18 protein-coding genes and 1 pseudogene are annotated in these 17,795 nt (G+C 61.3%); 9 read left to right on the forward strand and 10 right to left on the reverse strand.

The window, feature by feature from the left end; genetic code table 11:
• The first annotated feature begins 90 nt into the window (after positions 1–90).
• Positions 91–2,247: an NAD-dependent DNA ligase LigA gene (ligA, locus tag AC1D2N_RS02910; RefSeq protein WP_130729260.1), complete on the forward strand. Its 2,157-nt coding sequence runs from the start codon at positions 91–93 to the stop codon at positions 2,245–2,247.
• Positions 2,248–2,278: 31 nt separating this feature from the next.
• Here the strand turns inward: ligA and AC1D2N_RS02915 are convergent, their stop codons facing one another.
• Positions 2,279–2,815 (reverse strand): GNAT family N-acetyltransferase, encoded by a 537-nt coding sequence (locus tag AC1D2N_RS02915; protein ID WP_130729259.1) that lies wholly within the window; start codon positions 2,813–2,815, stop codon positions 2,279–2,281.
• Positions 2,816–3,098: 283 nt separating this feature from the next.
• On the opposite strand from AC1D2N_RS02915, the gene AC1D2N_RS02920 reads away from it, so the two are divergent.
• Both AC1D2N_RS02920 and AC1D2N_RS02925 read left to right on the forward strand, forming a co-directional pair.
• Entirely contained in the window at positions 3,099–3,689 is a 591-nt protein-coding gene (locus tag AC1D2N_RS02920) for a 3'-5' exonuclease (protein ID WP_028732831.1), read from the forward strand.
• A 76-nt stretch (positions 3,690–3,765) separates the two neighbouring features.
• Positions 3,766–4,260 (forward strand): CreA family protein, encoded by a 495-nt coding sequence (locus AC1D2N_RS02925; RefSeq protein WP_130652762.1) that lies wholly within the window; start codon positions 3,766–3,768, stop codon positions 4,258–4,260.
• A 111-nt stretch (positions 4,261–4,371) separates the two neighbouring features.
• Here the strand turns inward: AC1D2N_RS02925 and AC1D2N_RS02930 are convergent, their stop codons facing one another.
• Positions 4,372–4,839, reverse strand: coding sequence for a chemotaxis protein CheW (locus AC1D2N_RS02930; RefSeq protein ID WP_017965084.1), 468 nt, complete (start codon positions 4,837–4,839; stop codon positions 4,372–4,374).
• Positions 4,840–4,841: 2 nt separating this feature from the next.
• Positions 4,842–5,219, reverse strand: a pseudogene (locus AC1D2N_RS02935) (methyl-accepting chemotaxis protein); the annotation flags it as partial.
• Between the two features lie 484 nt (positions 5,220–5,703).
• Here AC1D2N_RS02935 and AC1D2N_RS02940 point away from each other — a divergent pair.
• Both AC1D2N_RS02940 and AC1D2N_RS02945 read left to right on the forward strand, forming a co-directional pair.
• Complete coding sequence (locus AC1D2N_RS02940) at positions 5,704–6,306, forward strand: SCO family protein (RefSeq protein WP_026188469.1); 603 nt, start codon at positions 5,704–5,706, stop codon at positions 6,304–6,306.
• Between the two features lie 68 nt (positions 6,307–6,374).
• Positions 6,375–7,253, forward strand: a complete 879-nt coding sequence (locus AC1D2N_RS02945) for a 50S ribosomal protein L11 methyltransferase (protein ID WP_130729257.1) — start codon at positions 6,375–6,377, stop codon at positions 7,251–7,253.
• A gap of 262 nt (positions 7,254–7,515) precedes the next feature.
• Here AC1D2N_RS02945 and AC1D2N_RS02950 read toward each other — a convergent pair whose 3' ends face one another.
• Entirely contained in the window at positions 7,516–7,689 is a 174-nt protein-coding gene (locus AC1D2N_RS02950; protein ID WP_012758267.1) for a hypothetical protein, read from the reverse strand.
• Positions 7,690–7,968: 279 nt separating this feature from the next.
• Here AC1D2N_RS02950 and AC1D2N_RS02955 point away from each other — a divergent pair, with 279 nt between their 5' ends.
• Positions 7,969–9,804, forward strand: a complete 1,836-nt coding sequence (locus AC1D2N_RS02955) for an aminopeptidase P family protein (RefSeq protein WP_032998409.1) — start codon at positions 7,969–7,971, stop codon at positions 9,802–9,804.
• Between the two features lie 43 nt (positions 9,805–9,847).
• On the opposite strand, the gene AC1D2N_RS02960 is transcribed toward AC1D2N_RS02955, so the two are convergent.
• On the reverse strand, positions 9,848–10,156 hold the full coding sequence (locus AC1D2N_RS02960) for an AzlD family protein (protein ID WP_018242840.1): 309 nt from the start codon (positions 10,154–10,156) through the stop codon (positions 9,848–9,850).
• A 3-nt stretch (positions 10,157–10,159) separates the two neighbouring features.
• The gene (locus tag AC1D2N_RS02965) at positions 10,160–10,891 is read right to left on the reverse strand and encodes an AzlC family ABC transporter permease (protein WP_018242839.1); all 732 of its coding nucleotides are present in this window, start codon (positions 10,889–10,891) and stop codon (positions 10,160–10,162) included.
• 133 nt (positions 10,892–11,024) lie between these two features.
• On the opposite strand from AC1D2N_RS02965, the gene AC1D2N_RS02970 reads away from it, so the two are divergent.
• Complete coding sequence (locus AC1D2N_RS02970) at positions 11,025–11,288, forward strand: DUF2164 domain-containing protein (RefSeq protein WP_026188468.1); 264 nt, start codon at positions 11,025–11,027, stop codon at positions 11,286–11,288.
• 103 nt (positions 11,289–11,391) lie between these two features.
• Here the strand turns inward: AC1D2N_RS02970 and AC1D2N_RS02975 are convergent, their stop codons facing one another.
• The 3 genes from AC1D2N_RS02975 to AC1D2N_RS02985 all read right to left on the reverse strand — a co-directional run bounded on the left by AC1D2N_RS02975 (position 11,392) and on the right by AC1D2N_RS02985 (position 13,613).
• On the reverse strand, positions 11,392–12,057 hold the full coding sequence (locus tag AC1D2N_RS02975; RefSeq protein ID WP_018242837.1) for a dihydrofolate reductase family protein: 666 nt from the start codon (positions 12,055–12,057) through the stop codon (positions 11,392–11,394).
• A 99-nt stretch (positions 12,058–12,156) separates the two neighbouring features.
• Positions 12,157–12,783 carry a bifunctional nicotinamidase/pyrazinamidase gene (gene pncA, locus AC1D2N_RS02980; RefSeq protein WP_026188467.1) on the reverse strand — a complete coding sequence of 209 codons (627 nt, stop codon included), beginning with the start codon at positions 12,781–12,783 and terminating at the stop codon, positions 12,157–12,159.
• A 332-nt stretch (positions 12,784–13,115) separates the two neighbouring features.
• A complete protein-coding gene (locus AC1D2N_RS02985) occupies positions 13,116–13,613 on the reverse strand; it encodes an EF-hand domain-containing protein (RefSeq protein ID WP_018242835.1) in 498 nt (165 codons plus the stop codon).
• 399 nt (positions 13,614–14,012) lie between these two features.
• Between AC1D2N_RS02985 and AC1D2N_RS02990 the strand changes: the two genes are divergently transcribed.
• The gene (locus AC1D2N_RS02990; protein WP_026188466.1) at positions 14,013–14,360 is read left to right on the forward strand and encodes a hypothetical protein; all 348 of its coding nucleotides are present in this window, start codon (positions 14,013–14,015) and stop codon (positions 14,358–14,360) included.
• Positions 14,361–14,387: 27 nt separating this feature from the next.
• Here AC1D2N_RS02990 and AC1D2N_RS02995 read toward each other — a convergent pair whose 3' ends face one another.
• Positions 14,388–16,868, reverse strand: a complete 2,481-nt coding sequence (locus AC1D2N_RS02995) for an ATP-dependent helicase (protein WP_018242833.1) — start codon at positions 16,866–16,868, stop codon at positions 14,388–14,390.
• A 245-nt stretch (positions 16,869–17,113) separates the two neighbouring features.
• Here AC1D2N_RS02995 and AC1D2N_RS03000 point away from each other — a divergent pair, with 245 nt between their 5' ends.
• Complete coding sequence (locus AC1D2N_RS03000; protein WP_018242832.1) at positions 17,114–17,590, forward strand: VOC family protein; 477 nt, start codon at positions 17,114–17,116, stop codon at positions 17,588–17,590.
• Positions 17,591–17,795 lie beyond the last annotated feature (205 nt).

The following is a 17,795-nucleotide window of genomic DNA, read 5'->3' on the forward strand; positions in this document are numbered from 1 at the left end:
TTCGAAGGACCGCGGCCTCCCTTTTCATCCGGCAATTTTGCTCTAAAAACAATCCAGATTTTCTGACCAGATTCTCTGGAGTGATGTTCCATGTCCACCGAAGGTTCCGCCGTCGACACGTTGACGATCGAAGAGGCTGCCGCCGAGCTTGAACGGCTGGCAAAGGAGATCGCGCATCACGATGCGCTCTACCACGGCAAGGACCAGCCGGAGATTTCGGATGCCGATTACGACGCGCTGAAGCGCCGCAATGATGCGCTCGAGGTGCGCTTTCCTGAGTTGATCCGCGAAGACAGCCCATCGCGGCATGTCGGTGCGGCGCCCTCCGTCACCTTCTCGCCCGTCATCCATGCGCGGCCGATGCTGTCGCTCGACAACACTTTCTCGCAGGAGGACGTGCAGGATTTCGTCGCCGGCGTCTATCGCTTCCTCGGCCGGCTGCCCGACCAGTCGATCGCCTTTACCGCCGAGCCGAAGATCGACGGTCTTTCGATGTCGATCCGTTACGAGAACGGCAGGCTGGTGACGGCTGCAACGCGTGGCGACGGCACGACGGGGGAGAACGTCACTGCCAACATCCGGACCATCGCCGAGATCCCCAACGAGCTGCCGAAGGGCGTGCCCGCGGTCGTGGAGATCCGCGGTGAAGTCTATATGGCCAAGAGCGATTTCCTGGCGCTGAACCGGCAGATGGAGGCGGAGGGCAAGCAGACCTATGTCAATCCGCGCAACACCGCGGCCGGATCGTTGCGCCAACTCGACGCCAAGGTGACGGCGAGCCGCAAGCTGAAATTCTTCGCTTATGCCTGGGGCGAGATGTCGGAGATGCCCGCCGACACACAGTTCGGTATGGTGCAGACCTTCAAGGACTGGGGTTTTCCCGTCAATCCGCTGATGAAGCGATTGAACTCGGTCGCCGACATCCTGGCGCATTATGACGAGATCGGCCTCGAGCGCCCGGATCTCGACTACGACATCGACGGCGTCGTCTATAAGGTCGACAGTCTCGAGCTGCAGGCTCGTCTTGGCTTCCGCTCGCGTTCGCCGCGCTGGGCGACTGCGCACAAGTTTCCGGCGGAGCAGGCCTTCACCGAGGTCGAAAAGGTCGAGATTCAGGTCGGTCGCACCGGGGCGCTGACGCCGGTGGCGCGGCTGAAGCCGATTACGGTTGGCGGCGTCGTCGTCACCAATGCGACGCTGCACAACGAGGATTACATCAAGGGCATCGGCAATAGCGGCGAGCGCATTCGACCGGAGGAACACGATATCCGTGAGGGCGATACCGTCATCGTTCAGCGCGCCGGCGACGTCATTCCGCAGATCCTCGATGTGGTGATGGAAAAACGCGCGGCCGACGCCCGGTCATACGAATTCCCGAAGACATGCCCGGTCTGCGGTTCGCATGCCGTGCGCGAGGTCAACGAGAAGACCGGCAAGATGGATTCGGTGCGCCGCTGCACCGGTGGCTTCATCTGCCGGGCGCAGGCGACGGAGCATTTGAAGCACTTCGTTTCGCGCAACGCTTTCGATATTGAAGGGCTCGGTTCGAAGCAGATCGACTTCTTCTTCGAAAACGACGACGCGTCGCTGCAGATCCGCACCGCGCCCGATATCTTCACGCTGGAGAAGCGCCAGCAGCAATCGCTGACCAAGCTGGAGAATATTGACGGTTTCGGCAAGGTCAGCGTCGGCAAGCTCTATGCGGCGATCAACGAACGGCGCAGCATTGCGCTCCACCGCTTCATCTACGCGCTCGGCATCCGTCACGTCGGCGAGACCACGGCGAAGCTGCTGGCGCGCTCCTACGGCACCTATGCCGCCTTTGAGACGGCGATGCGGGAGGCCGAGACGCTTGCCGGCGACGCCTGGAACGATCTCAACGCCATCGAGGGCATCGGCGAGGTCGTGGCGCGGGCTATCGTCGAATTCTACAAGGAGCCGCGCAACGTGGAGGTGATCACCCGGCTTATCGAGGAGGTGACGCCCGAGGAGGCCGAGCAGCCGGTGACGACAGGCAGCCCGGTCGCCGGCAAGACCGTGGTTTTCACCGGCTCGCTGGAAAGGTTTACCCGCGACGAGGCGAAGGCGAGGGCGGAGAGCCTCGGCGCCAAGGTGGCGGGATCGGTCTCCAAGAAGACCGACATCGTCGTCGCCGGCCCAGGTGCTGGCTCCAAGCTCGACAAGGCACGCGAGCTTGGCGTGCAGACGATGGACGAGGACGAATGGCTGGCACTGATCAGCGGGTGAGGGGCTGACAGCAAGCCGCCAGCCCGTTTGCTCATAGCCTGAGCCGCGCCATCGTATAGGCGTCGACATACTCCCCGGATCGAAAGCCGAAGGCCCTTAGCAGGCCTTCCCGTTCGAAGCCGAATTTCCGGTAGAGGCCGATGGCGACATCGTTGTCGGTGTAGACGGTCAGTTCCAGCCGTTTGATATCAAGCCAGTCGTCGGCGGCGTCGACCATCGCGCCGAGCAGGATCCGTCCGAAGCCGCGGCCGGTGAAATCGTCATGCACGCCCATGCCGATACTGGCGACGTGCTGCCGACGGCCGGAGAGGCGGTTGAGGCCGCCATTGCCGACGATCTTGCCATTTTGGGTGACGACGAGGTTGAGCGCGCCTGGCGACTGGTTTTCCATGTGCTTGCGAACCTCCTCGACCCGCTGGTAGGGCGGCCTCAAGGTGCCGGCCCTGTAGCCCGGCAGATTTATGAGATCCGTGATCTCCTCCGCATCGGACAGGCGGACGGCGCGCACCAGGACGCCATCCGGCAGGCGCGCTCGGCCGCGAGGTTCATTCTCTTCGTTTTCGGACATTCATGCTCTCCATCGGTGTCAGGAGGAGAGCCGGTTTCCGAAAACCCTGCTCGCCTCGGCAGGGTTTCGGGATGATGATCGGATCGCTGCTAACGCGCCATCGCTCCCGCGTACCCTTCAAGGGTCGTGGTGTGATGGATAAGCGCTGCCATGGTCACGGAACTGATCATGGCGGCAAGTTTCGATATGGGGGTTAAAAAGTCAACCATGCGTCGTGTCGAATTTGCGCGGCCGGAAGCGGGGCGGTATTCCTGTTCCTGAAGAAACGATTCGGGTTGCTGATTTGAAGACCATCGCGATTGACTTCGAGACGGCGAACGAACAGCGCGGCAGCGCCTGTTCCGTCGGCCTTGCCTGGATCGAGGAGGGCAGGGTCACGCGCGTCGAAGAGCGGCTGATCCGACCGCGGGAGATGCGCTTTTCCGGGATGAACATCGCAATCCATGGCATCCGGCCGGAGCATGTCGAGGACGCGCCCGAGTTTCCCGAGGTGATGGACGAGTTCGAGGAGGATTTTCGCGGCGCGACGATGATCGCGCACAATGCTTCCTTCGATTTCAGCGTCTGGCGGGCGAGCCTCGATCTCTACCGGCAATCCTATCCGGAGCTTACCTATCTCTGCAGCCTGAAGATGGCCCAGCGAATCTGGCCGCATTTCCTCTCGCACCGTTTGAACCTGATCGCCGAGCATCTCGGCCTGCGTTTCGTGCACCACAACGCTGCCGAGGATGCTGTGGTCTGCGCGGCCGCGGCGATCGAGATGGCGAAAGCCGTCAAGGCCAACGCCGTTCACGCGATACCGGCGCTGATCGGCATGAGGCCCGGCCGGCTGACTGCGCGGGCCTACGAGCCCTGTACCTGCCGGAAAGGCTGATCCCTTCCACGAGCCCCATTTCTTGCAAAGCATGGGTGCATGCTTATCTAAAATGCGGATTATTCAGGGAGCCGCCATGTCCAGACTGCGCAATCTTCTCCTCGCCGCCTTTTCCTTCGCCGTCCTTTCCGCAGGCGCTGCCTCAGCCGAAGTCGTCGGCAAGGTCGGGGTCGACTGGATCGGCAACGACATCATTGTCGAGGCGGTCTCCGACCCTGAGGTCAAGGGCATCACCTGTCACGTCACCTATTTCGATCGCAGCTTGATCGACCGGTTCAAGAACGGCAACTGGTTCGAGGACCCGTCCAATAATTCCATCGCCTGCCGGCAGACCGGGCCGATCGAGATCGGCAGTATCGATCTGTCCAAGGATGGCAGCGAGGTGTTCCGCCAGGGCATGTCGCTGATCTGGAAGACGCTGGTCGTCAACCGCATCTACGATAAGACGAACGACACGCTGATCTATCTCGCCCATTCGCGCGAACTGACCGACGGCTCGGCGAAGATGTCGATCTCGACCATTCCGCTCTATGGGCAGAACGTTGTCTGGAAGAATGGGAAGCCGCAATAGAGCTTCTGCTGTGAGATATTTGGAAAGAGCGCTGCTTCCCTTTTTCTCTCATTGCAAAATCAAAAAGGGCCCGGACTAGCCGGGCCTTCGAATTCCAGATATGGATAGCCCTCAGGCGGCCTGCGTCAGTTCGTCGGCAATGACCGTGTCGAGATTCAAGAAGCAGACCATGGTCTTTTCGAGCGCGACGATGCCGCGGCAGAAGGCGCGCTGGGCTTCCGGGATGATTTCCGGCGGCGGCTGCAGATCTTCGCTCTTGATGGTCATCATGTCGGAAACCTGCTCGACCAGCAGACCGACCAGCTTGCCCGCAATGTCGGTGACGATGATCGCCGAGCGCTCGGAGGGCTCGGTCATCTTCATACCGAGGCGGCAGGCCATGTCGATGACGGGGATCACCGCACCGCGCAGGTTGATGAGTCCCAGCACATAGGGCGGGGTGTGCGGCATCGGCGTCACCGGCGCCCAGCCGCGGATTTCGCGGATGGCCATGATGTCGATGCAGAACTCCTGGTCGCCCAGGTGGAACGAAACGATTTCGAGATAAGCGCCCGACTGCTTGATGGCGTTGTTGTTCATGGTCAGAATTCTTCCCAGTTGTCCCCGACGGGAGAAGCGATGACTTTGGCGGCAGTGCCGCCGTTGAATGCGACCGCGATTTTACCGATCAGGCTGCGCGCGGGTGATGGTCTCGAATGCGAGGCGGCAGGTCCCTCTCGCGGCGTTTGCCGGGCGCTCATGCCCTCGCCAGTCTTGAACTGCATGACCAGTTGCATCAGGTTTGCCGCGTCGATGGCGAGCCTATGGCTTACGGCCTTCGTCTGCGTGACCTGATCCATCTGGCTGATGGATGTATTGATTTCGTTCAGTCCCACGGATTGTTCGCGCGCAGAGGTTACGATTGATTTAACATGTTCATGGATGCGCAAAACATCTTCGCCGATCTGGCGAAGCGCTTCGTACCAGCCGGCGCCGATCATTGTTCCGAAACCTGGAAACGCCGCGCCGTCGAGCGTCGAAAGCCGCTGGCTGGCCGACAGGCTCTTGCGCGCCGCTGAGTTGGTCACGAAATACCCCTTCCGAAAGCCGCTCGGATTCGTGTTTGTCTTCCCTCATGCGGAGTCCGGGGTTTTCGCCACGCGGCAGACATCATGTCAGAACGGCAGAAGAGCGCCGCACGCGATTGCTAATATAGATACAACGGCTTAAGCCTTTGCTAACGATATCTATCTCGAAACTGCTTGTTCGGCTGAGAACACATCATCAAAACGTGTTGCTTTCGATTTTTGGCCGATCCGACCGAGGGCACGGCGTCGTCTCCGGTGAGACAATCGATCGCGGGTTAGAAAACATATTGTTGAATTGCGCCCGTCCGGTCGAGACTATAATCACGCGGGGCAAGGGGCGGGCGGTACATATCCGCCTGGATCGAGGATCATGCCAATGAAGACATTCCGCATCGCCGTCTGGATCGGTGTCCTGATACTTGCCGGGTTTCTTGGCGGGTTCACGTACTATCTCAACAGATCGGGGAATGTGGTGGCGGAGGCTCCCTTCGGCGTTCCCTTCACCCTGGTCTCCCAAAGCGGGCAGCCGATCACCGAGCAGGCGCTGCGCGGCAAGCCGACGGCGTTGTTTTTCGGCTTCACCCATTGCCCGGAAGTCTGCCCGACGACGCTTTTCGAGCTGAATGGCTGGATGGAGAAGGTCGATCCGAAGGGCGACAAGCTGCAGGCCTATTTCGTGACCGTCGATCCGGAGCGCGACACGCCCGAGATCATGAACGAATACGTCTCCAACGTTTCCAAGCGCATCACCGGCATTTCCGGCGCGCCTGACAAGATCGCCGAGGTTATCAAGGGGTTCCGCGTCTACGCCAAGAAGGTGCCAGTCGACGAGAAGGATCCGAACGGCGACTATACGATGGATCACACCGCTTCGGTCTTCTTGCTCGATTCGGCCGGGCGCTTTTCCGGAACGATCGCCTATGGCGAAAACCCGGACACGGCGGTAAAGAAGCTGGAGAATCTCGTCAGCAAGGGGTGATGGTTTCAGCGTGATGGGGCGTTGGCTCGACCGATGGCGGGCAACGGAAACGGGAAAGACCGCCTATCGTGAGTGAAATCCGCCTTTACGTGACGACGACCGAAAGCAAGGCCGAAGAGATCCTCGACCTTCTGAGTGCGGTCTTCGGTGAAGAAGACTTTGCCATCGGCACCACCGAGATCGATGAGAAGAAGGATATCTGGGAAGCCTCGATCTATATGATGGCCGAGGACGAGGCGGAGGTGCATTCCCGCGTCGAGGAGGCATTGAGGACCTCTTTCCCTGATGCCCGGCTGCAGCGGGAAGTCATCCCGGATGTCGACTGGGTGGTGAAATCGCTGGAGGGGCTGAAACCCGTCAGGGCAGGGCGCTTCCTGGTGCATGGTTCGCATGACCGCGACAAGGTTCGCTCCGGCGACATCGCCATCGAGATCGATGCCGGCCAGGCCTTCGGTACCGGTCATCATGGCACGACGGCGGGCTGCCTCGAGGTGATCGATGCCGTGGTGCGCTCGCGCCCGGTCCGCAACGCGCTCGATCTCGGCACCGGCAGCGGCGTACTGGCGATTGCGGTGCGCAAGCTCAGGAACATACCAGTGCTTGCGACCGACATCGATCCGATCGCGACGAAGGTGGCGGCCGAGAACGTGCGCCGCAACGGCATCGCCTCGGGCATCGTCACCAGGACCGCGCCGGGATTTCATTCAACGGCCTTTTCCGAGCACGGTCCCTTCGATCTCATCATCGCCAACATTCTCGCCCGGCCGCTGATCCGCATGGCGCCGAAGCTTGCGACGCATCTTGCGCCTGGCGGATCGGTCATTCTCTCCGGCATCCTTGCCGGGCAACGCTGGAAGGTGATTGCCGCCTATAGCGGCGCGAGGCTTCGCCATGTCAGAACCATCTGGCGCAACGGCTGGGTGACCATCCACTTCGACCGACCCTAATGCGCGTCGCATAGAATTTGATTCATGCGACGCGGTTAGATCCTTGTTTTTATGCAATGTCGTGATCCCCAAACTGCTGCACGGTTTGGGCGGCATGCGTCGCATCCGGAAACGGCAAAAGAAAAAGGCGGTGCCGATGGCACCGCCTTGGACCGGTCTATCCGGTCAATGCCCGCGAGCTCAAGGGGAGGAGCGCTCGAGCGGGCTCTACTGCATTCCAATAGGCCGGTCCGGGAGGGAGGAGACGGACTGGCTTTCAGGCTTAGAACGCGTAGCTGAGGGCGCCCTTGTGGCGCGTGGCCCGCTGGCCGGCGCCGAGCAGCTTGAGGCTGTCCTCGTTCTGCGGGCGGCGGGCGCCGATCACGTGACGCACGGTCTGGCGTTCGCCAGCCTGCACCGGGCTGCTATATGCGAAGCGCGAGAGAGAGGCGGTCATTTCAAGAATTCCTTTGTTTATAGGTTCATCGCGAACCGTTCGATGACGCCTATATAGCTATTCTGAAATGCGGAGGCAGAGGGTTTCGCTCATGGGAGCCATGCGGCCAATGCATAAAGCGTGCCAAATTAACTTTTGGCGTCACAGTTCTGTCAAAATGTTGAGCGGCCCCAGAGGTTTCGACTCGTTTGGTCGCTTTTTCTCCCCATCGGTTGAAATTTCGCTAACATGGCCAGCATCCCATTAACCGGATTCGTCTCAATCATTCGGGTTTCCAGCATGTTCCAGTCTTTCGAGGTTACCTCCACGCCGCAATTCGGCAGGGATCGTGTATCGGCGCTGCGGGCCGGTTTCGATTCGCTCGGCATCGACGCCTTCCTCGTGCCGCGCGCCGACGAGTTCAACGGCGAATATGTTCCTGCAGGTTCCGAGCGTCTCGCGTGGCTGACGGGCTTTACGGGTTCCGCAGGCATTGCGCTCATCCTGCGCACGCAGGCGATCGTCTTCGTCGACGGGCGCTATGTAACGCAGCTTGCCGAACAGGTCGACGGTTCGGTCTTTTCGGGCGGCGATCTCGTCAATGAGCCGCCGCATGTCTGGCTTGCGGCAAACGGCAGCAACGGCCTGCGGCTCGGCATCGACCCCTGGCTGCATGCGGGTGCCGAGGTGCGCCGTCTGGAAAGAGCCCTTTCGCAGATCGGCGGCACGCTGGTCTTCCTGCCGCACAATCCGCTCGACAGGCTTTGGAGCGACCGGCCGGCCGAGCCGCTCGGCGCGGTCAGCATCCAGAACGTCGCGCAGGCCGGCGTGCTGGCGAGAGAGAAGATCGCGACGATCGCCGCCGATCTTTCGAAGAAGAATCTTGCGGCGGTTTTGATCGCCGATCCCTCTTCTGTCGCCTGGACCTTCAATATTCGTGGAGCCGACGTGCCGCACACGCCGCATCCGCTGGCGCGCGCCATCATCCATGCTGACGGCCGGGCCGAGATCTTCCTCGACAAGCGCAAGACCGGCATCGAGCCGGAGGCCTATCTTGCGCAGATCTGCACGCAGCTGCCGCCCTCGGCGCTGGAGGAGAGGTTGGCTGCCGTTTCGAGGGATGGCGGCCGCGTGCTGATCGACCCGGATATCGCCTCCTATGCGCTGGCGGAGATCATCCGCAAGGCGGGCGGCGAAGTGGTGGAGGGCGCCGATCCCGCCAAGTTGCCGCGCGCAGTGAAGAACGACGTCGAGATCAACGGCTCGGCCGCCGCGCATCTGCAGGACGGTGCGGCGATGGTGGAGTTCCTCTATTGGCTGTCGCAGACAAAACCCGGCACGGTCAGCGAGATCGCTGCTGCCGAGCATCTCGAAGCGGCGCGCGCCCGCGTCGGCCAGAGCATGCAGAACCCGCTGAAGGACATTTCCTTCGACACGATTTCGGGAGCCGGCGAACATGCGGCGATCATGCATTACCGTGTGACGACCGAGACCAACCGGATGATCGAGGCCGGCGAACTCTTCCTGATCGATTCCGGCGCGCAATATATCAACGGCACGACCGACATCACCCGCACCGTCGGCATCGGCGCGGTGGCGGAAGAGCATCGGCGCTTCTTCACGCTGGTGCTGAAAGGGATGATAGACATCAGCACCGCGCGTTTCCCTAAGGGCACGCGCGGCTGCGATCTCGATCCGCTGGCGCGCATCGCGCTGTGGCGGGCCGGCGCCGATTTCGCTCACGGCACAGGCCACGGCGTCGGCTCCTATCTTTCGGTGCATGAGGGGCCGCAGCGCATCTCCAGGCTTTCGACGCAGGAACTGCTGCCCGGCATGATCCTTTCAAACGAGCCGGGCTATTACCGGCCCGGCAGCTTCGGCATCCGCATCGAGAACCTGATCTACGTGCGCGGGGCCGAAGAGATCGAGGGCGGCGATGCGCCTATGCTCGGATTCGAGACGCTGACTTTCTGCCCGATCGACCGCAGCCTCGTCATTCCCGAGCTGCTGACCCATGACGAACTGCACTGGTTCAACGACTATCATCGCCGCACCTGCGAGGCGCTGATGCCGCTCATCCATGATCACGATGTCAGGGCGTGGCTCGAAAACGCGACGCTGCCGCTGGAATACTAAGCTGGAATACTAAGATGTCTCGGCACCGGCCCCGGGCCGGTGCTCAGAACCCGCCGGCATGGCGCCAGATCATCACGACGATCCAGGCGGCGACCAGCATCCATGTGTGGGTGAAGCGCAAGCCGATGAAGAGGGCGACGATCAGCGCCAGCTTCGATTCCCAGCCGCCGATGAAGAAGGCGGGTGCAACCAGCGTCGTCAGCACGGCGGCCGGCACGGCATTCAGCGCCGCCTCCATGCGCGGCGGAATGCTCTTCATTCGGGTGATGAGGATATATCCGCCGATGCGGGTGGCGAAGGTGGCAGCTGCTGCGGCCAGGATGACGAGCGCCATGTGAAGATCGAATTCCATGGCTCAGACCTCGTGCACTTCGGATTGAAGGGCGTCGGCTTCGAGATCAGGCTCTTGCTGCGGCAAAGGCAGCACGGCGGCGAGCACGATGCCGACGGCGGCGCCGAGGCTGACATGCCAGGGCGAGCCGACATAGCGGTAGGCGAGCACGGAAGCCACCGCGCTGACGAGCGCCACCGGCAGGAAATTGTCTCGCTTACGGAAGCCGAGGACGATGCCAAGGAAATAAGCCGGCAGCAGGATGTCGAGGCCGATGGCCTTGGGATCGCCAATGAAGCCGCCGAGCATGCCGCCGGCGACGCTGATCAGCACCCAGGGGACGTAGATGATGATGGCGAAGCCGAAATACCAGGCGAAGGTGAGTTGCCGGCCGGCCTCGCCGCGCTTGACCGCTTCGGCGAATTGCGGATCGACGAGTAGGAAAAAGGTGAAGAATTTCTGCACCGGCGTGAAATGGCCGATGTAGCGCGCCAGGGCCGCCGAATAGAGCACGTGGCGGAAATTGACGGCGAGGATCGACAGCACGATCAGCCAGGCGTGGACATTGTGACCGAAAAGTTCGATACCGACCATCTGGCTAGCGCCGGCGTAGACGGTGGCGCTCATGAAGGCGGTTTCGGAGAGCGACAAGCCGTTTTCGACCGCAAGCGCTCCGAAGAGAGCGCCAAAGGGCGCGGATGCCAGCGCAACGGCGGAGCCACCCCGCAAACCTTCAACAAAGTCGGCGCGATTCATGCGATCTTGTCCAGTTGGAATACAAGTTTTCCCTTATGGTCTATGGCTTGCAACAGCAATTGAATTTCCTTGATTGACCAATCGATTTTGCTGAACCATCAAAGTCCCGATCGCATTCGGCAAAGAGGCAATGATGAAGAAGATCGAATTTTCGAAGGAGGCGAAGGCGACGATCGTTGCCAGCATTCGCCGCTATTTCGAGGCCGAGCTCGACCAGCCGATCGGCGTGCTGCCGGCGGAATTCCTGCTCGATTTCTTCGCGGACGAGATCGGCGCCCATTATTATAACCAGGGCCTTCGTGATGCGCATGCGGCGCTTCTGAGGAAGATGGAGGACCTGGCCGAGGACATCTATCTGCTGGAGCGAGACGACAAGAGCAAAGGCACTGCTGCATAGTTTTAAGGCGTTCCTTGCGCATTTGAAGGGACGCGCGGCGCTGCAGCCGATAACGGGACGCGGCGGCGCCGCGCCCCGCAAAGATTGCGGAAGGCAGAAGGCATCAGCCCTCGCGCTTCATCCTCTCCCGGCGGGCGATTTCGGCCTCGGAGGGCTGCGCCAGTTCGAACGTGCCTGTCTTGATTGCGCCAGCACGCTCGTAGACGCTCATGATGACGCCTGTCGTCGATACCGTGTTGGCGGTGAGCTTCAGCGCCTCCGGCTTGGCGCCTTGACCGAACAGGCGTTTGCCCGGGCCAAGCACGAGCGGGAAAGTCAGAAGCCGCAACTCGTCGATCAGGTCATGCGCCAACAGGGTCTGCAACAGGCCGCTGCTGCCCTGTGTCAGGAGGACGGGGCCATCCAGCTGCTTCAACCGGGCGATTTCGGCAGCTGCATCGCCGCGCAGGGCGACGGAATTTGCCCAGGTGAGCGGCTCTGCGGAAGTGGTCGCGACATATTTGGTCACGGCGTTGAAGACTTTGCCAATCGGATCGTCTTTCCCGACGAAGGGCCAGTGCGCGGCGAAGATTTCGTAGGTCTTGCGGCCGAGCAGCAGTTCGAAGGGATCGGTAAAGATCCCGCCCATGAACTGGCCCATCGGCTCGTCCCAATAGTTGACGGTCCAGCCGCCCTGAGTGAAGCCGCCGGTCGGATCCTCCCGCGGCCCACCGGGCGCCTGCATGACGCCGTCCAAACTCACGAAGGCGGCAGCAACTAACTTTCTCATCTCTCAACTCCCATTGTTGGTGCGTTCAGAGCCAAGGACGGATTGACTTGCACCGATCCGACATTCGATGCGATTTTTTCGGGCGTTATCCGAGCTAAACTAGCCGGCTAGGACCTTGGCGCTGTCGATGATCGCGATGCCATGCGCCCGCATTTCCTCGATGGCGGCGGCGACGCCTTCGGGGGTGATGCCGCGGCTTGCATCCTTGATGAAGCGCACGCGGACACCAGGCATCATCTCCAGCGCGTCGAGCGCAGAGAATTTGACGCAATAGTCGGTTGCCAGTCCGCAGACGTCTAGGTCGGTGACGCCCTGGTCCTCGAGGAAATCGGAAAGGCCGGTCGAGGCGTCGCGGTCATTGTCGCGGAAGGCCGAATAGCTGTCGATATAGGGATTCTCGCCCTTCTGCTGGATCAGGTCGATCTCTTCGGATTTGAGCTCGGGATGCAGTTCGGCATCAAGCGTACCCTGAATACAGTGGTCGGGCCACATCATCTGAGGTTTGCCCGACAGTTCCCCCATCTCGAAGGGGGCGGCACCCGGATGGGCGGAGGCAAAGCTGCCATGGCCAGACGGATGCCAGTCCTGCGAGGCGACGATCAAATCGTATTTGCCGCTATCGATCAGTCTGTTTGCGACGGGAACCACCTTGTCGCCCTCCGGCACCGGCAGATTGCCACCCGGACAGAAGCCGTTCTGAATATCGACGAGCAGCAGCGCTTTCATCAAGGCCAATCCCTTCGCTTTATTGCAGTGCAAGACGCCAAGCACACTGAATGGATCAACTAGTGGATTTCCAGGCGCGGACGCGCAAGTGTTAATTCTGGCACTAGCGGTAGTAAGTCGTCGAAACAGAATGCTCTAATGCAATCATTGCGTTAGCTGGTGGCGGTTCTCGTGTTGAAATGGAGCGGAGGGATGGGAACGGCTCGTGCATGGTTTCCGGATCGCAGCCCGCGACGGTGGCAATTGCCGGCAAATCGATCTGCCTGCGTAGGACGCCTTTGTGCGGCATCGATGGATCGAGGCTCCCCCGGCAGAGCCCGGTTCTTGGCCAGCTAGACCGCCGCCACGTCATCGGCTGCGGAATCACCTGCTGCGGCGGAAGCGCCGTAGGTATTGCGGTAGGCCTGAAGGGCCGTCTGCATGTCGCTCAACACCTTGGTGAGGAGCGGATCGCTATCACCTGAAGTCTTGATGCTGTTCGGATCGGCGGCGAGGAATTCGGACTCGGTCAACTTGCCGTCGCCATTCGTATCCATCGCTGCGAAGACGCCCTTGGAATCGTCGTCGCTCTGATCGCTGCCGTCGCCCTGATCGTCGCTGCCGTCGGTCTTCTGCATGGACAGCATCAGCGACAGGATATCGGCGGTGATCTTCTTGACGATATCGGTGCTGCTGTCGTCGCTGTCGGTCGACGTCGTGCCCGATGTCGATGACGGCGAGGCGGCGGCCAACTCGTCCGCCGAAATGACACCGTCGCCATTCTTGTCGAGGCTGGAAAGTGGAGACTGGTACTGGGTCACTGTGCTGCCGAGAGATGAAACACTGGTCACTTGAACCTCCTTTGAAAAGTTCGTCGTGAAGCCTGCCTTTCATGGGCGGGCAGCCTTTGGGCTAAGCTGATTTGCGCAAAGCGTCAAAGCGACGTTTTGACAGGGTAGAAGTGCGATTGACGGCGCGGGGCGACGCACGTTAACCTTTCGGTTACCAAAACTGTTTCATTGGAATTATTGGCTTTTTTTGGCGGCCCATGGGTTCTGGCGAGCGGAAGCACATGCCTGCGATAGCAGGAGATCGCGCCGGTGCGGCTTGCGGAAGGGGCAATGGGCGATATACCAGCTCTCCGCCGCTGCGGCATTTCGTCCGCCTTCTCGAAGCGCTACGCCAGGTCGATCTTGCTCCCTGCCGCGATTTCTGCCTTTCTTGCCTCAGCAGCAAGCCGGAGCGAAGCCATGTCCGAGCCCGATCCAGACGAAAAGATCGATGCGACGTTCCGCAACGGATCGCTGACGGCGGCCGGGATCATCCTCGGCTTCTCCCTTAATTTTATTAGTGTCTGGGTTTCCAATCCCAACGACTGGAGCCGCATCGATATTCCGCCGATGCTGTTTCTGACCATCGGCATCGCCGTCCAGGTGAAGGTCTTTGCCGATCTGCTGGCGCGCGATTCTCTCTTTGCCGTCAAATATGATCGGTCTCGCCGGCTCTTCCTGATTGGATTGGGAATCGTCGCCGCCGGAATCGGCATTGCCCTGATCAACGATATTCTCGGGCTCGGAAGGATGCGGATGCTCGGGTGAAGGTTTTCGCGCCGTGTTGATGCGAGGTCACACGCGCTCGACGAACCCGTCCAAGACCCGCTTCTGTCCGGCCCGGTCGAATTCGATCGTCAGCTTGTTGCCTTCGATGCCGGTGATGTTGCCGTTGCCAAATTTCAGGTGGAACACGCGGTCGCCGAGCGTGAACCTCGACGGTTCCGATGAGGTCGATTTCGCCACCAGCTCGCCTTCGATGGTGCGCCCCTTGGGGCCGCTCTCGCCGTAGCCGATACGTTCGACGGCGTGGCCGGAGCGGGTGCCCCAATTGTCGCGCGTGGCATCGGTCTTGTTGGCCTGGGCGCGTTTCCAGCCGGGAGTGGAATAGGAGTTGGCGAAGGGTTCGGCCTTGTCGAAGCGGGACTGGCCGTAGCCGCCGCGGCCGTACCCGCCGTAGCTCTGCTCCATTTCGGCGACCTCGACATGGGTTTCCGGCAGTTCGTCGAGGAAACGCGAGGGCAGGGTCGATTGCCAGAGGCCATGGATGCGGCGGTTGGAGACGAACCAGATGTGGCAGCGGTGCTTGGCGCGGGTGATGCCGACATAGGCGAGGCGGCGTTCCTCCTCCAGGCCGGCGCGGCCGCTCTCATCGAGCGAGCGCTGGTGCGGGAAGAGGCCTTCCTCCCAGCCGGGCAGGAAGACGGTGTCGAATTCCAGGCCCTTGGCCGAATGCAGCGTCATGATCGAGACGGCGTCGAGGTTCTCGTTGGTCTCGGCATCCATCACCAGCGAGACGTGTTCGAGGAAGCCTCGCATCGACTCGAAGCTTTCCATCGAGCGGATCAGTTCCTTGAGGTTCTCAAGGCGACCGGGGGCTTCGGCGCTCTTGTCGTTCTTCCACATGTCGGTATAGCCGGACTCTTCGAGGATCTGCTCGGCAAGTTCGGTATGCGGTGTGTTTTCAAGCAGTTCCTGCCATCGGCGGAAAGATTGAATCACGTCGAAGAGCGCCTTTCGCGCCTTCGGCTTCAGCTCGTCCGTCTCGATAATGTCGGCCGCCGCCGCAAGCATTGGTATATCGCGGGCGCGGGCATAGTCGTGCAGCGCACGTACCGTCGTGTCGCCGAGGCCGCGCTTCGGCGTGTTGATGATGCGTTCGAAGGCGAGGTCGTCGGAGGCTTGAGCGACCAGGCGAAAATAGGCCATGGCATCGCGGATTTCCAGGCGCTCGTAGAAGCGCGGGCCGCCGATGACACGGTAGTTGAGGCCGAGGGTGACGAAGCGGTCTTCGAATTCACGCATCTGGAAGGAGGCGCGCACGAGGATCGCCATGTCGTTCAGCAGATGCTTGCCGCGCTGGAGCTGCTCGATCTCCTCGCCGATGGCGCGGGCTTCCTCCTCCGAATCCCAGGAGGCGTGGACCTGCACCTTGACGTCGTCGGGATCGGAGCGGTCGGTGAACAGCGTCTTGCCGAGGCGGCCCTCATTATGGGCGATCAGATGGGCAGCGGCGCCGAGGATATGTTCGGTCGAGCGGTAGTTGCGCTCGAGCTTGATCACCTTGGCGCCGGGGAAATCCTTTTCGAAGCGCAGGATATTGTCGACCTCCGCGCCGCGCCAGCCATAGATCGACTGATCGTCGTCGCCGACGCAGCAGACGTTCTGCGGCTCGCCCTTGGGGCGCTGGGCGAGAAGCCTGAGCCACATGTACTGAGCGGTGTTGGTGTCCTGATACTCGTCGACGAGGATATAGCGGAAGCGGCCGTGATATTCCTTCAAGAGATCCGGGTTCTTGCGGAAGATCGCGATCGGATGCATCAGCAGGTCGCCGAAGTCGCAGGCGTTCAGCGTCGTCAGGCGCGCCTGATAGGCAAAATAGAGATCGCGGCCGCGGCCATTGGCAAAGGCGCGGGCGTCGCCCTCGGGGATGTCGGCGGGGCCGAGACCCTTGTTCTTCCAGGTGTCGATCATGCCGGCGAACTGCTTGGCCGGCCAGCGCTTGTCGTCGAGGCCTTCGGCCTGGATCAACTGCTTGATCAGGCGGACGACGTCGTCGGTATCGAGAATGGTGAAATCGGAGCGCAGGCCGACGAGCTCGCCGTGGCGGCGCAGAAGTTTGACGCCGATCGAATGGAAGGTACCGAGCCAGGGCATGCCTTCGACGGCGCCACCGACGAGCAGCGCGATGCGCTCCTTCATCTCGCGTGCCGCCTTGTTGGTGAAGGTGACGGCGAGGATCTGCGAGGGGAAGGCACGGCCGGTGTTGAGGATATGGGCAATGCGGGTCGTCAGTACGCGCGTCTTGCCGGTGCCGGCGCCGGCCAGCACGAGGACGGGGCCTTCCAACGTTTCGACGGCTTCGGTCTGCTCGGGGTTCAGCCCGGCGAGGTAGTCCGGCCGCTTGCCACCGTCGCGAGCCGCCATGGCGCGCGCCGCGATGCCGCCGCCGGCGACGGGCGCCCTTTCGGCGGGTGCGGCAGGCGGCTGCGGCTTGCGCGCCATCTCGCCCGGCTCTTCGTCGAAGAAGGGCATATCGTCGAAACTATTGCTCATGGCGCGTAATGTAGTGATTCGGGAAGGAAAGACCAGAAAAGATGTTCTGCTTTCATTCCCGAGCCGCCGCTGTTCCGGGCGGTAGGTTGCGGGCAGCAATGCCGCCGCAGAGCGCGGCCATGGTGGTCACGCGGGCGAGCGGGGCTAAAATTCGGTTCGCGGCCTGTCGGAACCGGCGCCGATGGGGCGTCCTTGGGTCATCGGACAGCAGTCCGGATCAATACCGTCAACAAGGAGGCCGTTTCATGCCGAAGGTCGTTTCAAATCTCTGGTTCGCCGAGGAAGCACGCGAAGCCGTCGAATTCTATGTGTCTGTTATCCCGGACTCCAGGATCGGCCGCACCACCATTTTGCCGGCGGAAACGCCGAGCGGCCCTCCCGGCAGTGTTGAACTGATCGAATTCACGCTCGCCGACCAGGCCTTCCTGGCGATGAAGGCCGGCCCGCTCGATAGCTTCAATCATTCCTTCTCGATCGCGATTCTTGTGGAAAGCCAGGCCGAGATCGATCGGATATGGGAGGCATTTCTCGCCAATGGCGGCACGCCGGAGGCCTGCGGCTGGCTGAAGGACCGCTGGGGTCTTTCCTGGCAGATCGTGCCGCGCATGCTGTCGGAAATGATCGCCGACAGCAACCGCGAGCGGGCCAGGCGCGTAACCGAAGTGATGCTCGGTATGGTCAAGATCGATGTCGCCGCGCTGGAGAAGGCATTCAACGGCTGAGTCGCGCGGTTAGCGTATGATCACGATGACGGGCGCATAGTCGCGATGCGTCCGTTTCCATCATGTCCGAAGCGGATCGGCACACGCTGTCCTGCATCGACTTTGCGCAGATTGGCTGCCAATCGTCGATTTCTCCAGTGCTCGAATCACGGGCGACATTGCACACCTTTTTCATCTTTCTGTCACGTCGCGAAATGTGCTGATA

Source organism: Rhizobium sp. P1_B8 (assembly GCF_056406515.1).

Bases quoted from the DNA above. Each gene is read 5' to 3' on its own strand.
- ligA (WP_130729260.1), top strand. From the start codon at position 91: ATGTCCACCGAAGGTTCCGCCGTCGACACGTTGACGATCGAAGAGGCT.
- AC1D2N_RS02915 (WP_130729259.1), bottom strand. From the start codon at position 2,815: ATGTCCGAAAACGAAGAGAATGAACCTCGCGGCCGAGCGCGCCTGCCG.
- AC1D2N_RS02925 (WP_130652762.1), top strand. From the start codon at position 3,766: ATGTCCAGACTGCGCAATCTTCTCCTCGCCGCCTTTTCCTTCGCCGTC.
- AC1D2N_RS02930 (WP_017965084.1), bottom strand. From the start codon at position 4,839: ATGAACAACAACGCCATCAAGCAGTCGGGCGCTTATCTCGAAATCGTT.
- AC1D2N_RS02940 (WP_026188469.1), top strand. From the start codon at position 5,704: ATGAAGACATTCCGCATCGCCGTCTGGATCGGTGTCCTGATACTTGCC.
- AC1D2N_RS02950 (WP_012758267.1), bottom strand. From the start codon at position 7,689: ATGACCGCCTCTCTCTCGCGCTTCGCATATAGCAGCCCGGTGCAGGCT.
- AC1D2N_RS02955 (WP_032998409.1), top strand. From the start codon at position 7,969: ATGTTCCAGTCTTTCGAGGTTACCTCCACGCCGCAATTCGGCAGGGAT.
- AC1D2N_RS02960 (WP_018242840.1), bottom strand. From the start codon at position 10,156: ATGGAATTCGATCTTCACATGGCGCTCGTCATCCTGGCCGCAGCAGCT.
- AC1D2N_RS02965 (WP_018242839.1), bottom strand. From the start codon at position 10,891: ATGAATCGCGCCGACTTTGTTGAAGGTTTGCGGGGTGGCTCCGCCGTT.
- AC1D2N_RS02970 (WP_026188468.1), top strand. From the start codon at position 11,025: ATGAAGAAGATCGAATTTTCGAAGGAGGCGAAGGCGACGATCGTTGCC.
- AC1D2N_RS02975 (WP_018242837.1), bottom strand. From the start codon at position 12,057: ATGAGAAAGTTAGTTGCTGCCGCCTTCGTGAGTTTGGACGGCGTCATG.
- pncA (WP_026188467.1), bottom strand. From the start codon at position 12,783: ATGAAAGCGCTGCTGCTCGTCGATATTCAGAACGGCTTCTGTCCGGGT.
- AC1D2N_RS02990 (WP_026188466.1), top strand. From the start codon at position 14,013: ATGTCCGAGCCCGATCCAGACGAAAAGATCGATGCGACGTTCCGCAAC.
- AC1D2N_RS02995 (WP_018242833.1), bottom strand. From the start codon at position 16,868: ATGAGCAATAGTTTCGACGATATGCCCTTCTTCGACGAAGAGCCGGGC.
- AC1D2N_RS03000 (WP_018242832.1), top strand. From the start codon at position 17,114: ATGCCGAAGGTCGTTTCAAATCTCTGGTTCGCCGAGGAAGCACGCGAA.